12 protein-coding genes are annotated in these 14,164 nt (G+C 68.3%); 6 read left to right on the forward strand and 6 right to left on the reverse strand.

Translation table 11 applies throughout. The annotated features are described in order from the left end of the window. Positions 1 to 11: 11 nt before the first annotated feature. Genes V1Y59_RS05755 through V1Y59_RS05765 form a run of 3 tightly spaced genes read left to right on the forward strand, consistent with a single transcriptional unit; the run spans position 12 to position 2,566 of the window. Entirely contained in the window at positions 12 to 317 is a 306-nt protein-coding gene (locus V1Y59_RS05755) for a thiamine-binding protein (protein ID WP_330503889.1), read from the forward strand. A 12-nt stretch (positions 318 to 329) separates the two neighbouring features. Further along, positions 330 to 1,562: an MFS transporter gene (locus V1Y59_RS05760; protein WP_330503890.1), complete on the forward strand. Its 1,233-nt coding sequence runs from the start codon at positions 330 to 332 to the stop codon at positions 1,560 to 1,562. Further along, positions 1,559 to 2,566 (forward strand): tetratricopeptide repeat protein, encoded by a 1,008-nt coding sequence (locus V1Y59_RS05765; protein WP_431309111.1) that lies wholly within the window; start codon positions 1,559 to 1,561, stop codon positions 2,564 to 2,566. Before V1Y59_RS05760 ends, V1Y59_RS05765 begins: the two co-directional genes overlap by 4 nt. 228 nt (positions 2,567 to 2,794) lie before the next feature. Here the strand turns inward: V1Y59_RS05765 and glgB are convergent, their stop codons facing one another. From glgB to V1Y59_RS05790, 5 genes are all read right to left on the reverse strand, one after another. Then, positions 2,795 to 5,026, reverse strand: a complete 2,232-nt coding sequence (gene glgB, locus V1Y59_RS05770) for a 1,4-alpha-glucan branching protein GlgB (protein WP_330503891.1) — start codon at positions 5,024 to 5,026, stop codon at positions 2,795 to 2,797. Between the two features lie 8 nt (positions 5,027 to 5,034). Further along, positions 5,035 to 7,035 (reverse strand): maltotransferase domain-containing protein, encoded by a 2,001-nt coding sequence (locus tag V1Y59_RS05775; RefSeq protein ID WP_330503892.1) that lies wholly within the window; start codon positions 7,033 to 7,035, stop codon positions 5,035 to 5,037. 82 nt (positions 7,036 to 7,117) lie between these two features. Continuing rightward, entirely contained in the window at positions 7,118 to 9,208 is a 2,091-nt protein-coding gene (locus V1Y59_RS05780; RefSeq protein WP_330503893.1) for an ATP-dependent DNA helicase, read from the reverse strand. A gap of 10 nt (positions 9,209 to 9,218) precedes the next feature. Next, positions 9,219 to 9,818 carry an isochorismatase family protein gene (locus V1Y59_RS05785; protein WP_330503894.1) on the reverse strand — a complete coding sequence of 200 codons (600 nt, stop codon included), beginning with the start codon at positions 9,816 to 9,818 and terminating at the stop codon, positions 9,219 to 9,221. 37 nt (positions 9,819 to 9,855) lie between these two features. Continuing rightward, positions 9,856 to 11,160, reverse strand: coding sequence for a nicotinate phosphoribosyltransferase (locus V1Y59_RS05790; RefSeq protein ID WP_330503895.1), 1,305 nt, complete (start codon positions 11,158 to 11,160; stop codon positions 9,856 to 9,858). Positions 11,161 to 11,180: 20 nt separating this feature from the next. On the opposite strand from V1Y59_RS05790, the gene clpS reads away from it, so the two are divergent. The 3 genes from clpS to V1Y59_RS05805 are packed head-to-tail and all read left to right on the forward strand — an operon-like array spanning position 11,181 to position 13,318. Next, positions 11,181 to 11,591, forward strand: coding sequence for an ATP-dependent Clp protease adapter ClpS (clpS, locus tag V1Y59_RS05795; RefSeq protein WP_330503896.1), 411 nt, complete (start codon positions 11,181 to 11,183; stop codon positions 11,589 to 11,591). A gap of 17 nt (positions 11,592 to 11,608) precedes the next feature. After that, positions 11,609 to 12,184, forward strand: a complete 576-nt coding sequence (aosR, locus tag V1Y59_RS05800; RefSeq protein WP_330503897.1) for an oxidative stress transcriptional regulator AosR — start codon at positions 11,609 to 11,611, stop codon at positions 12,182 to 12,184. Between the two features lie 9 nt (positions 12,185 to 12,193). Further along, positions 12,194 to 13,318: a P1 family peptidase gene (locus V1Y59_RS05805; RefSeq protein WP_330503898.1), complete on the forward strand. Its 1,125-nt coding sequence runs from the start codon at positions 12,194 to 12,196 to the stop codon at positions 13,316 to 13,318. Positions 13,319 to 13,405: 87 nt separating this feature from the next. On the opposite strand, the gene V1Y59_RS05810 is transcribed toward V1Y59_RS05805, so the two are convergent. Continuing rightward, positions 13,406 to 14,152 (reverse strand): hypothetical protein, encoded by a 747-nt coding sequence (locus V1Y59_RS05810; RefSeq protein WP_330503899.1) that lies wholly within the window; start codon positions 14,150 to 14,152, stop codon positions 13,406 to 13,408. Between the last annotated feature and the right edge of the window lie 12 nt (positions 14,153 to 14,164).

The raw sequence follows: 14,164 nt of genomic DNA on the forward strand, positions 1-14,164 counted from the left end.
GCGAGCGCGCCGTGATCGTCGCGTTCAGCCTCACCCCGTCGGGTGGCGACGCCGTCGACGCCGACGGCGGCATGAGCGCCGCGGTGGCCGCGGCGGTGCAGGTGGTTCGCGACTCGGGCCTCCCGCATCAGACGACGGCGATGTTCACCTACCTCGAGGGCGACTGGGACGACGTGATGGCCGTGGTCAAACGCGCGATCGACGCCGTCGCGGCCAACGCTCCGCGTGTCGGGCTGGTTCTCAAGGCCGACATCCGGCCGGGGCACACGGACGAACTCACCGGCAAGGTCGACCGCGTCGACCGGCTACTCGGCTGACAGCATGGCGGCATGACGTCCTCTGCCGCCGCCGTCGCGACCGCAGACCGGCGGGCCCGCGGTGCGGTGGTCTCGGTCTTCGCGCTCAACGGTTTCCTGGCCGCGATGTGGGTTGCACACATCCCGGTCATCGTCGACCGGACCGGCGTTTCCGAGGACCAGCTCGGTGCCCTGCTGCTGTTGCTCGGGGGCTGCGCCTTCGTCGGCATGCAACTCTGCGGACCGATCATCGACCGTTGGGGGTCGAAGCCGATCACGGTGATCGCGGCGGTGCTGCTCTCCTCGGTCATCCTCGGGCCGGTCCTCGCCGACGACCTGGTCACCCTGGCTGCCGCGCTGGCCGCATTCGGGTTCGCCAACGGTGCTCTCGATGTCTCTATGAATGCGCAGGCGGTCGCCGTCGAACGGCGGTACCGCCGGCCGATCATGTCGTCGTTCCACGGGTTCTTCTCGGTGGGCAGCCTGATCGGATCCGGAGTGGTGGCGGTGACCCTGTGGCTCGACGTCGGAGTGATCCCGACAGTCGCAGTCGCCGCGGTGGTGGGCCTTGTCGTGGCCGGTGCCGTGTCGCGGTATCTGCTCGTGACGGTCATCGGGGAGCCGGCGGCGGCATCGCTGCCCGGCGTGGCGACCGGTCGCTGGTGGCACGGCATCGACCGTCGCCGCCTCATCGTGCTCGCCGCCGTGGCATTCGCGCTGATGCTCGCCGAGGGCACCGCCTACGACTGGAGTGCCCTGCACGTGGTCGAGACGTTCGGCACGGCGGAGTCGATCGGCGCGGTCGCGTTCGGCGCCTTCAGCGCGGCGATGACGGTGGCGCGTTTCGTCATCGATCCGATCGCCGCGGCGGTCGGGCCGATGGTGGTCGTGCGGGTCGGCGCGCTGATCGGTCTGGCCGGGATGTCGCTCGCCGTGGTCGCGCCGTCGGCGGGATGGGCGATCGTCGGCTGGACCGTGTTCGGTGTCGGGCTCGCGGGGCTCATTCCGCAGATCTTCACCGCCGCCGGCAATCTGACGGAGAATTCGAGCGGTCGTGCGATCTCGCTGGTGGTCGGATGCGGATATCTCGGCATGCTGGCCGGTCCGGCCGTGGTGGGCTTCATCAGCAGCCGCACCAGTTTGAGCATCGGTCTGCTCGCCGCGGTCGTCGCACTGACGTTCGCCGCGCTCGCCGCCGGGGTGGTGCGCGCACCTGCCGAGCGGCACGGCTCCGCGGCCGCGCGGCATGACACACTGGAGGGGTGAGCAGACCAACGAATCGGCAGCAGGCGGCGGGTGCCGCCCGGCAACAGGCTGCCGCAGCGGTAGCCATGTCGGGAGCGGTCGATCTGACCGCGCTCAAGGAACGCGCGGACGCGCAGCGCCAGCAGGCACAGCGGTCTGCGCAGGCGGCGCGGACGGCGCCGCCCGCGGACGGCGCAGCACCCCCGTCGCCGGGCGGTTCGCCCCCTGCGGGAGACGGCGGTGCCGTCATCGACGTCACCGAGGCGACCTTCGAAACCGAGGTGCTCGCGCGGTCGCAGCAGCAACTCGTGCTCGTCGACCTCTGGGCCGAGTGGTGTGGGCCGTGCAAGCAGTTGTCGCCGGTACTCGAGCGACTGGCCGGCCAGGCACAGGGCTCGTGGGTGCTCGCGAAGATCGACGTGGACGCCAACCCGCGGATCGCCCAGGCGTTTCGGGCTCAGTCCATCCCGATGGTGGTGGCCATCGCGCAGGGCCAACCGGTGGCTGCCTTCAACGGTGTGCGGTCGGAAGCGGAGATCTCACAATGGGTGGGGGAGATCCTGTCCCAACTCGGCGACGTGCTCCCGGGAGCCATGCCTGCCGATGCCGAACCGGAAGAGGACGACCCGCGGATGGTCGCGGCCGCGGACAAACTCAACGGCGGTGACTTCGAAGGTGCGCTCGCCGATTACCGCGCGATCGCGGAGGCGGAGCCGAACAACGTGGAGGCCGCGTCGGCGGCGCGCAACCTCGAGTTCGTGCTGCGCGCCCAGGCCCACGATCCGGCCATCGTCGACAACGCCGCCCCTGCCGACGTGGACGCACAACTGGCCGCCGCCGACGTCTTGCTGCTGTCGCAGCAACCCGAGGCGGCCTTCGACCGCATCATCGGCGTCGTGAAGGTCACCGCCGGCGACGACCGGACGCGCGCCCGCACCAGGCTGCTCGAGTTGTTCGAGCTGTTCGATCCGGCCGAACCATTCGTCGTCGCGGCGCGCCGCAAGTTGGCCACCGCCTTGTACTGACCCCCTCGTCGTCGTCGAACGTCGACTGGGCGCCACTTTCCGTCGACTGGGTGCCACTTCCCGTCGACTGGGTGCCACTTTCGCTCGACTGGGCGCCATTTCGCGTTGACTGGGCGCTATTTCGCGTTGACTGGGCATCCCGAGCTGAGGGGTTTGGTTGCGAGGCCCTTCGTGACGGGCCTCCGCAGGCTCCGGCCCTCCTCAGGGACCGGGGGTGGGACGGCCTCCTCAGGGTTCGGGAGTGGCCTCCGGCGCGAGGAAGATCGCGGAGTTGGGTGGCAGGGTGACCCGTGCCGAGGTCTCTCGACCATGCCAGCCCGGACCGTCGGCGACGACGCTGCCGAGATTGCCGATTCCGCTGCCGCTGTAGGCCGTCGAGTCGGTGTTCAGGACCTCGCTCCAGGTACCTGCCCTCGGCAGACCGATCTGGTAATCGGCGCGCTGGCTACCCGAGAAGTTGAACAGGCAGGCCATCATCGATCCGTCGCGTCCGAAGCGCAGGAAACTGATGACGTTGTTCGCGGTGTCGTTGGCGTCGATCCATTCGTAGCCGTCGGGCGTGGCGTCCTGACTGTAGAGCGCCGGACTCGCGCGGTAGACGCGGTTGAGATCGGTGATGAGTGCCGAGATGCCCGAGTGCAGTTCACCCTCCCATCCCTCGGTCTGGAACCAATCGAGGCTTCGGTTGTCGGCCCATTCGCCGGTCTGACCGAACTCCTGGCCCATGAACAGCAGCTGCTTGCCGGGATGTGCCCACATGTATGCCAGCAGCACCCGGACCCCGGCGGCCTTGGTGAAGGAGTCGCCGGGCATGCGGCTCCACAGCGTGCCCTTGCCGTGCACCACCTCGTCGTGGGAGATCGGTAGGACGAAGTTCTCGCTCCACGCATACATGAGCGAGAAGGTGATCTCGTGGTGATGGAAGCTCCGGTGCACCTGATCGCGCCCGAGGTATCCGAGCGTGTCGTGCATCCAGCCCATGTTCCATTTGAACGTGAATCCGAGCCCGCCGAGGTTGGTCATCTGGGTCACGCCCGGCCATGCGGTGGATTCCTCGGCGACGGTGACAACACCCGGAAAGTGTTTGTGCACAGTGGCATTGGTCTCCTGCAGGAACTGCACCGCCTCCAGGTTCTCCCGGCCGCCGTAGATGTTCGGGCGCCACTGTCCCTCCGGGCGTGAATAATCCAGGTAGAGCATCGAGGCGACCGCGTCCACACGCAGGCCGTCGATGTGGAACTGGTCGAACCAGTACAACGCGTTCGCGACGAGGAAGTTGCGCACCTCACGACGACCGAAGTTGAAAACGTATGTGCCCCAGTCGAGTTGTTCACCCCGCATCGGGTCGCCGTCTTCGTACAGCGGAGTCCCGTCGAACCGGGCCAACGCCCAGTCGTCCTTCGGGAAGTGCGCCGGGACCCAGTCGACGATGACGCCGATGCCCAGCGAGTGCAGGTGGTCGATGAGGTACCGCAGCTCGTCGGGGGATCCGAAGCGCGCGGTCGGGGCATAGTAGGAGGTGACCTGATAGCCCCAGGAGCCGCCGAACGGATGCTCGGCGACCGGCAGGAACTCCACGTGTGTGAAGCCCTTCTCCACCAGGTAATCACCGAGTTCGCCGGCGAGTTCGCGGTAGGACAGACCCGCACGCCACGATGCGATGTGCACCTCGTAGATGCTCATCGGTTCGCCGACGACGTCGGTGGCCTCCCGGCGGGCGATCCACTCGTCGTCGGACCAGGTGTACGACGACTCGGTGACCACCGAGACCGTCGACGGCGGGGGCAGCGTCCGCCGGGCCATCGGGTCCGCCTTGTCCCGGACGACACCGTCGGCGCCGTGAACACGGAACTTGTAGCGCATGCCGGCCCCGATGTCGGGGATGAACACCTCCCAGACGCCGCTGCTGCCGATCATGCGCATCGGCGCCTGGCGTCCGGACCAGTTGTCGAAATCGCCGACGACGACCACGCCGTGGGCGTTCGGCGCCCACACCGAGAACGCGGTGCCGCGGACCTCGCCGTCGGGAGTGGTGTACGAGACGATCCGCGCACCGAGGATGTCCCACAACGATTCGTGCCGGCCCTCGGAGAACAGGTGGACGTCTAGCTCGCCCAGGCTGGGCAGGAACCGATACCCGTCGGCGACGACGTACTCCTCGGTGCCGCCGCCGGCGGCGGGATATGCAACCCGGAGCCGGTAGTCGATCAGGTCGGCGTAGGGCACCGCAACGACCCACAGGTCGTCACTCTGCCGCGTCATCGGGTGGTCGACACCACCGATGACGGCGACCACCGACACCGCGTCGGGGCGCAGGGTGCGCAGGATGGTCCAGTCGCCGGGTGCATCGTGGGCGCCGAGAAAGGCGTGCGGGTCGGGATGGGTCAGGCTGAACAGTCGGCGCAGATCGTGATCTGAGGCGGACGGCTCCGGTCGGGGGGTACTGCTCCTCGTGGTCACGATCTACCTCACTGCATCCGGTAGGCGAGTCGGCGGGCGGCAGCGGGATCGAGCGGCGGCAGCGCCAAGATGTGCGCGACCGCGTGCCACGGTTCCAGCTGGATGTAATTGGCCTGGCCCCAATGGAACTCCTGTCCAGACACCTCGTCGCGGACGGTGAACCGATCCTGCCACTCGAAGCCGAGCGCCGGCATGTCCAACCAGACCGTGGACACCTCGGTGCCGAACGGGTTCAGATTGATCACCACGATCACCCGGTCCCCGGACACCGGGTCGAACTTGGAGTATGCGATCAGCGACGGGTTGTCGATGTGGTGAAAAGTGATGTGGCGCAACTGCTGCAACGCCGGATGACGTCGCCGGATGTCGTTCAGGCTGGTGATCCACGGTTCCAGTGACTCGCCGCGGCTGGTCGCGGCCTTGTGATCGCGCGGTCGCAGTTCGTACTTCTCCGAGTGCAGGTACTCCTCGCTGCCCTCGGCCACCGCGACGTGCTCGTAGAGTTCGTAACCGCTGTACACCCCCCATGTCGGTGCCAGCGTCGCCGCCAATGCCGCTCGCAGCGCGAACATTCCGGGACCGCCGTGCTGCAGGCTGGCATGCAGGATGTCGGGGGTGTTGACGAACAGGTTCGGTCGAGCCTCGTCGGCGTGGTCGGCGATCTCACGCCCGAACTGTTCGAGCTCCCACTTCTCGGTCTTCCACGTGAAGTAGGTGTAGGACTGCGTGAATCCGATGCGCGCCAGTCCGTACAGACGGGCCGGCCGGGTGAACGCCTCGGCGAGGAAGAGCACGTCCGGGTCGCGCTTCTTCACCTCGTTGATCAGCCATTCCCAGAAGTTCGGGGGCTTGGTGTGCGGGTTGTCGACGCGGAAGATCTTGACACCCAGTCCGACCCAGCCGAGCACCATCTTCAGAACCGCCCGATACAGGCCGTTGCGGTCGTTGTCGAAGTTCAGCGGGTAGATGTCCTGGTACTTCTTGGGCGGATTCTCCGCGTACGCGATCGTGCCGTCGGGCTGGGTCGTGAACCATTCCGGATGCTCACGCGCCCACGGGTGATCCGGCGCGCACTGCAGCGCGAGATCGAGCGCGACCTCGAGTCCGAGTTCGGCTGCGCGGGCGATGAAGTACCCGAAGTCCTCGCGGCTCCCGAGCTCGGGATGAATCGCGTCGTGTCCGCCCTCGTCGGAGCCAATCGCCCATGGGGAACCCACGTCGTCGGGACCGGCGACCAGCGTGTTGTTGCGGCCCTTGCGGTTCACCTTGCCGATGGGATGGATCGGCGGGAGATAGACGATGTCGAAGCCCATCCCGGCGATGCGCGGGAGGTCGTCGACCGCGGTGAGGAACGTACCGTGCACCGGATTGCCCTCGTGGTCCCAGCCGCCGGTGGACCGGGGGAAGAGTTCGTACCAGGAGCCGAACAACGCGCGACGTCGATCGACCCATACCCGGTAGGAGCGTGACTTCGTCACCAGCTCGCGCACCGGGTGGACCGTCAGCAGCTCGGCCACCTCCTCGGATACCGCGAGGTTGATGCGGTTCTCCACCCGCCGGCGCCGGGCGCGTAGTTGGTCGATCGCGTCGTCGACGATCTCCTGGGCGTCGATCGGCACGACGTCGCGCGCGGCGGTGAGGACCTGCGCGCCCACCTCGAGATCGTTGGCGAGGTCTCCGGCGCCCTGACCGGCATCGACCTTCTTCAACACGGCTGAGCGCCAGGTGGCGTACGGGTCGCTCCACGCCTCGATGCGGAACACCCAGTACCCGACCGCGTCGGGGACGAAGGCGGCGTTGAAGATGTCGGGTTCGCTCGCCGGCTCCATCCGGACATCCATGCTGCGTTGACCGGGGCCGTCGACATGCAGGGTCACACCGATCGCGTCGTGACCCTCCCGCCAGGCCGTTGTCGATATCGGGATCAGCTCACCGACAACGGCTTTCGCCGGCAACTGCCCGGCGGCCACCAGAGGCGCGATATCGTCGATCCCCATCCGCCCGATCACCGGCGGCCTCCTCTCGTACAACCTGCGACCCTGACATGACGCATGTTCCCGGTGCACGGTGGCGCCGGCATCCCTGCCTTCCTCAACCGTAGGGGATCGCGGCCAGTCTGCCCAACGCAGAACGGACCAGATCACCATCGGTCGTTCGCCAGAACGGTGGTAACGAAGCGAGCAGATACCCACCGTATCCGGCGGTGGCGAGCCGGGAGTCCAGAACTGCGACGACACCCCGGTCGTCGGTGGAGCGGAGCAGCCTACCTGCGCCTTGTGCGAGCAGCAGCGCCGCATGATTGGCGGCGACGGTGAGGAAACCGTTGCCGCCGCGGGCCTCGACGGCACGCTGACGTGCGGTGAGCAGCGGGTCGTCCGGGCGGGGAAACGGGATGCGGTCGATCACGACGAGGCTGCATGACGGCCCGGGGACGTCGACGCCCTGCCACAGCGACAACGTGCCGAACAGGCAGGTCCGCGGGTCCTCCGCGAAACGCCGGACCAGCGACGCCGTCGTGTCGTCGCCCTGGCACAGCACGGGCTGGGCGCACCGAGCACCGATCGCCTCGGCGGCCTCACGTGCGGCGCGCATCGACGAGAACAGTCCGAGGGTGCGTCCGTCGGCAGCCTCGACGAGGCCGGCGAGTTCGTCCAGGGTCTGCTCGGCGATCGCGTCGCGGCCCGGACGCGGCAGGTGCCGGGCGACGTAGAGGATCGCCGATCTCGGATAGTCGAACGGGGAGCCGGCGTCGAGTCCCGACCACCGGGGTGGCGCGGTGTCCGACGGGGGTGTGCGGCCAGACGCCGTCCTGTCGATGGCCGGGTGTGCGACGGCATCGGCGACCCGATCCCGGGTGGCGGGATCGGCGCCGTCGGTGTCGCGGCGGCCGGCAGCGGGCAGCCCCCACGTCGCGGCCAGCGCGTCGAAGTTGCCCCCGATCGTGAGGGTGGCCGAGGTCAGGATGACCGTCGCGTCCGCGAACAGCGAGGCCCGCAGCAAACCACCCACCGACAACGGTGCGATGCGCAGCAGTGCTCGCGTGTCGTTGCCCACCTTGTCGTGTGCGACCCACACGACGTCACGACGCTTCGACTCGTCGGGGTGATCGAAGGCGCCGAGCAGTCGCACGACGGTGTCGTGGGTGTCCTCGAGCGCCGTCAGTGCCGCCGATCGTGCCGCCGCAGAGTCGTCGGTGCCGTTGCGGGCCGGACCGATCTCGTTGCGCGCCAACCACAACCGATCGCGCAGACTCGCCAGCGACTCGGGGGCGCCGGACGGCAGGCGGGTCCATTCCCGAGCCGGCATCTCGGTGAGCAGTCCGTCGAGGTCCTCTGCGGCGCCCAGCAACGAATCGGTCGTCTCGTCGTCGATCAGTTTGCCGCAGCGCCGGGCCACCAGGGTGATCGCGGCGCCGGACAGCTCGGCGGTGGACACCGATGTGATCCGGTCGACGAGTTCGTGGGCCTCGTCGACCACCACCACGTCGTGTTCGGGCAGGATGGTCGCCGGGCTCATGGCGTCGATGGCGAGCAGTGCGTGGTTGGTGACGACGACGTCGACCTGCCCGGCCGCCCGCCGGGCCCGTTCGGCGAAACAGTCGTCGGCATAGCTGCAGTTCGCGGCGCCGAGGCACTCGCGGGCCGACACGCTGACCTGACGCCAGGAGCGGTCGCTGACACCGGGCGACAGGTCGTCGCGGTCACCGGTCTCGGTGTCCGACGACCATTCGCGCAGCCGCGTCACCTCACGTCCGGTCCGGGACAACTCGAACGCATCGAACAGTTCGCTCGCCGGTTCCTCGGCGGTCCCGCTGTGAATCTTGTTCAGGCACAGGTAGTTCCCGCGGCCTTTGAGGATCGCGAACTGCGGTTCCCGGCCGAGTGGACCGGCGAGTGCGGCCGCGACCCGGGGCAGGTCGCGTTCGATGAGCTGTCGCTGAAGGGCGATCGTGGCCGTCGACACCACGACCGTCCGGCCGGAGTCAACGGCATGACGGATGGCCGGCACCAGGTAGGCCAACGATTTGCCGGTGCCGGTACCGGCCTGAACGGCGAGGTGCTCGCCGGTGTCGATGGCGTGGGCCACGGCTGAGGCCATGCGAACCTGGCCGTCCCGACGGGCGCCGCCGAGAGAGGTGACCGCGGCGTCGAGCAGCGAGACCACCGATGGGCTGGGGGTCATCGGCTGATCGTCACCCGGTGTGCGACGAACCGTCGTAGATCAGGTCGCCGTCGAGTTCGACCCCGGCTTCGCGCATCGCGCCGAGAGCTTTCGTGGACGTGGTCGACGACACCGCCGCGGTGAAGTTCAACAGCACCCGGGTGTCGAATCCTTCGCGTACCGCGTCGAGCGCGGTGGCGCGCACGCAGTGATCGGTGGCGATGCCGACGATGTCGACGTGACGGATGCCGCGATCGCGAAGCCAGTCGGCGAGGCCGGTGCCATCCTCGGCGGCTCCCTCGAATCCGGAGTATGCCGCGCTGTAGTGACCTTTGAGGAACTGTTCGTGTGCGGCCGAGGAATCGAGGTCCGGATGGAACGCAACTCCTTCGGTTCCGACGCGACAGTGGGGTGGCCACGAGTCGACATAGTCGGGCTTGTCAGAGAAGTGGTCGCCCGGGTCGATGTGATAGTCGCGTGTGGCGACGATGGTGCGGTAGTCGCCGAAGAGCTGGTTGACCGCGCGGGCGACCGCCGCACCGCCGTTGACGCCGAGTGCGCCGCCTTCGCAGAAATCGTTCTGGACGTCGACGACGATCAGGGCGTGATCCTTCGGGGCCTGGTCTGACATGACTGGCTGTGGTCCTTCCAAGTTTCGACGAATGGCGCTAGCCGAGGACGTATCGGGTGGGCACCGCGGGATCTCCGTGGGACAGGCCCAAACCTTCCCACGGGAGGCTGATCAGTGCATCCGCGAGATGGTCGCGGGCGTCGGCGAGCGTGGGGAGGTCCGCAACCGGATCACCGTCACGGATGAGGGGAATCTGTAACGGGCGCAACGAGAATCCATTGGCCGACGGTGGTCCGTCGGTGGGTCGGTAGAGCACTTCTTCCACAATGGTGCCCGATGGTCGGGCCAGGCGTGCCGCGGTCTTCGCGCCACCCTTGGACTCCTTGTGGCTGGATCGCTTCGCAACGGGCAGGCCGTCGACCTCGACGAGTTTGTAGATCATCCCGGCGGTCGGGGCGCCGCTCCCGGTCACCAGCGACGTCCCGACGCCGTAGGTGTCGACGGGTTCGGCGCGCAGCGATGCGATCGCGTACTCGTCGAGGTCGCCCGAGACGACGATCTTGGTGTCTCGCGCACCGAGTGAATCGAGCTGTTCGCGCACCTGCCGTGCCAGCACACCGAGATCCCCGGAATCGATCCGCACCCCGCCGAGGTCGGGGCCGGCGACCTCGATCGCGTTGCGGACTCCCTGGGAGATGTCGTAGGTGTCCACGAGCAGGGTGGTGCCGATCCCCAGGGCCTCGATCTGGGCGGCGAAGGCGGCTTTCTCGTAGGGGCCCTGCGGGCCCGAGAAGCCGAGGGTGAAGGCGTGGGCCGCGGTGCCGGCGCTCGGCACGCCGTAGGTGCGGGCAGCCTCGAGGTTCGAGGTCGCCGCGAGTCCGGCGATATAGGCGGAACGGGCGCTGGCCACCGCGGCGCGTTCGTGGGTTCGCCGCGACCCCATCTCGATGATCGGCCGACCCGCGGCGGCGCTGACCATCCGCGCGGCGGCCGAGGCGACAGCACTGTCGTGATTGAGGATCGAGAGAACAAGGGTTTCGAGCAGGACCCCTTCGGCGAAACTCGCCCGGACGGTGAGGATCGGGGAGCCCGGGAAGTAGAGCTCTCCTTCGCGATATCCGTCGATGTCACCGGAGAACCGGTAGTCGCGTAGCCACGCGACGGTCTCGTCGTCGAGGAATCGGCTCACCACGGCCAATTCGTCCTCACCGAAATGGAAGCGGGACAACTCGTCGAGGATCCGCCCGGTGCCGGCGACGACGCCGTACCGCCGACCATCCGGCAACCGGCGTGCGAACACCTCGAACACGCACGGCCGGTGCGCCATCGGGTGACGCAGTGCGGCGGAGACCATGGTCAGCTCGTACTGATCGGTCAGCAGGGCGGTGTTCTCGATGGTCACAATCGCTTACCCTATGTCCTATGGCGCCTGACGAGACTAGTGCGCACGAGGCTACCGTCCCGGGCGAGCGAAGCGACGGGAGATTCCACAGGGGCGAGCGAAGCGACGGGAGAATTTGCAGTGCGCGGCCCGACGACGGCGATTCCGGCGGCACCACGGTCGTGGAACCCGGGCTTGCCGAAAATGCCGAGGCACTCGACAGGCCCTGGGTGACGATCGTCTGGGACGATCCGGTCAACCTGATGCGATACGTCACCTTCGTTTTCCAGAAGGTCTTCGGCTACTCCGAGTCCCATGCCAACCAGCTCATGATGCAGGTGCACACCGAGGGCAGGGCCGTCGTCTCGGCGGGCGAGCGTGACAAGGTGGAGGGCGACGTCCGCAAGCTGCACGCCGCCGGTCTCTGGGCGACGATGCAGCGAGACAGCTGAGCGGGGACGACAACCACGTGCGTACCTGGAAACGCAAGGGCCGGGGCTCGTCGCTGCGTATCTGTTCGCAGCTCGATCCCCACGAGGTGGAACTGCTGTCATCGATGGTCACCTCGATGCAGGAGTTGCTCCTCGAACGGGAATCGACCGCACCCACCGATGAGCTCTCCGAGGTCACCGGCATCCGGACGGGCCACTCGGAGGCTCCCTCGGACGTGACCCTGGGCCGTTTGTTGCCCGACTTCCACCGGCCCGACCAGGATCGGGCGCCGACTGCCGAGATGGTGAACGGCGAGGTCAACCGCGCGTTGCGGAGCGTGCACGAGCCGCACATCATCTCCGCGAAGATGGCCGCCGCCCAGGTCGTGTTGGACACCCTCCCGCGCGGTGGCGGCGAACTCGCGCTCACCGAGGCGCAGGCGATGGAGTGGTTGACCGCGTTGAACGACGTGCGGCTGGCGTTGGGAGCGATGCTCGGCATCTCCGAGGACACTCCCGATCAGCTCCCGCCGGAACATCCCCATGCCGCCCATCTCGACGTCTACCACTGGCTGACCGTGATGCAGGAACTGCTCGTCGAGGCGTTGATGTGACGGTCTCGGATGCCTGAGCCGCGGTCGGCCGTCGCGGTGCCCGGAAATCGCCTCTCCGATGTGGCGGGGATCGTCGTCGGCCATCATCACCGGGTCGACGCCGACGCGACCGTGGCGGATCCCGACGGTCGGGTCGAAGGGCGAGGGTGGGCGACGGGAACGACCGTCGTCCGCGTGGACCGATCCGATGACCGGCCGGCGCCGGTGTGTGCGGTCGATGTCCGGGGTGGTGGCCCGGGAACCCGAGAGACCGATCTGCTGGATCCGGTCAACACGGTGCAGACCGTTCATGCTCTGGTGCTGACCGGCGGAAGTGCGTTCGGTCTGGCGGCTGCGGACGGCGTCATGGCAGGGCTGGAGGAGGCGGGCACGGGCTTGCCGATGGACGAGTTTGGTCACGTGGTGCCGATCGTGCCCGGTGCGGTGATCTTCGACCTGCCGGTGGGGGATTGGCGTCTGCGACCCGACGCCGAGTTCGGCCGGCTGGCGCTGGAAGCGGCGTCGGCCGACTTCCGCACCGGAAGTGTCGGTGCGGGAGCCGGTGCGCGTGCCGGCGCCCTCAAGGGTGGTATCGGTACGGCCTCGGTCACCCTCGAGGAGGGGCCGGCCGCCGGGGTCACCGTCGGCGCGTTGATGGTGGTGAATCCGGTCGGCACGGTCATCGATCCGGCGACGGGACTCCCGTGGGCGGCCACCGCCGACGACCTTGGTCGCCACGGTCTGCGTGCCCCAGCGGCGGATCAGCTCGCGCAATACGTGGACCTGTCGGCGAAGCAGACGGTGCTCAACACGACGATCGGTGTCGTCGCGACCGATGCGGACCTGGGATCGGCCGCCACCCGCCGGGTGGCGATGGCGGGCCACGACGGCCTGGCGCGCGCCATCGTGCCCGCCCATTCACCGCTCGACGGCGACACGATCTTCGCGGTGTCGACCGGTGGTGTCCGGCCGGAGCCGACCGCCGAGGTTCCGGCGGGGATGAACCCGGACGTGGCGGTGCTCGCCGAGGTCTGTCGTGCGGCGGCGGCGGTGGTGCAGCAGGCCATCGTCGGCGGGGTGTTGTCGGCGGAATCGGTGGCCGGCATCCCGTCGTTCCGCGATGTGCTGCCGTCCGCGCTGTCAACCCGACCCTGACCTCCGATCGCGGCTCTGACATCGGCCAGAGATCGGGCACCGGGTCGCGTGGCGCGACCCGGTGCGGGGGAGGTTCAGGTGCGCGTGTCACGCTCCGGCCGTGTCCTTGTTGCTCTGCGCCCGCCGGAACCAGCGCCGCAGTCCACGCGGGTGGCGAACCATCAGGACGCCGATCGCGGCGAACGCGATGCTGCGGGGCGCCTCGTAGACGAACCCGGAGATCCCCTGCACGGCCGGGATCGGCAGGAAGAACCCGGCCATGCCCAGGAGGGTGAGGATCGCGATCCACCGCGGCACCGTGCGGTTGCGGAGCAGGCTCGCGCCGAGCAGTGCCATGCCGAGAAGCATCGCGAGACCGCCGACGACATTGAGCACCTCGACGCCACGCGACTCGATCATGTGCCCGTTGTCGGCGATCAGATGCGCGGTCTCGGGGTTCGCCGCGAGCGGGTGGGCAACGAAGAGTTCGATGGTCAGATGGGCGGCGCCGGTGACGATGTTGGCGATCAGGTAGGTGAGGATGCCGATGAAGCCGGCCATGCCGATCCGGGGCCGCATCCATGCATACATGCCCGGCAGCCCGAGGATCACCAGCACCGTGCCGATGCCGATGAGCGCCTGGGCGAGCGGCGTTCCGGGCGCGGTGAGGGCCGCGACGGAATGGGCCTCGCCGTCGACGATGGGGTGCAGGACCCCGCCGGTGAGGGTGAGGACACCGCTGATACTCAGCGCGGTGCCGCACATCCGCAGTACAGTTTCGCGAGACGGACCACCGGGGGCGACGAACTCGTCGGCGCCGGTAGGGGTGAGCAGGAGTGCTTGTGTGTTGGTCATGAGCAAAGACTC

It is taken from the genome of Gordonia prachuapensis, assembly GCF_036350515.1.
In the GTDB taxonomy this organism is placed as follows: Bacteria; Actinomycetota; Actinomycetes; order Mycobacteriales; family Mycobacteriaceae; genus Gordonia; species Gordonia prachuapensis.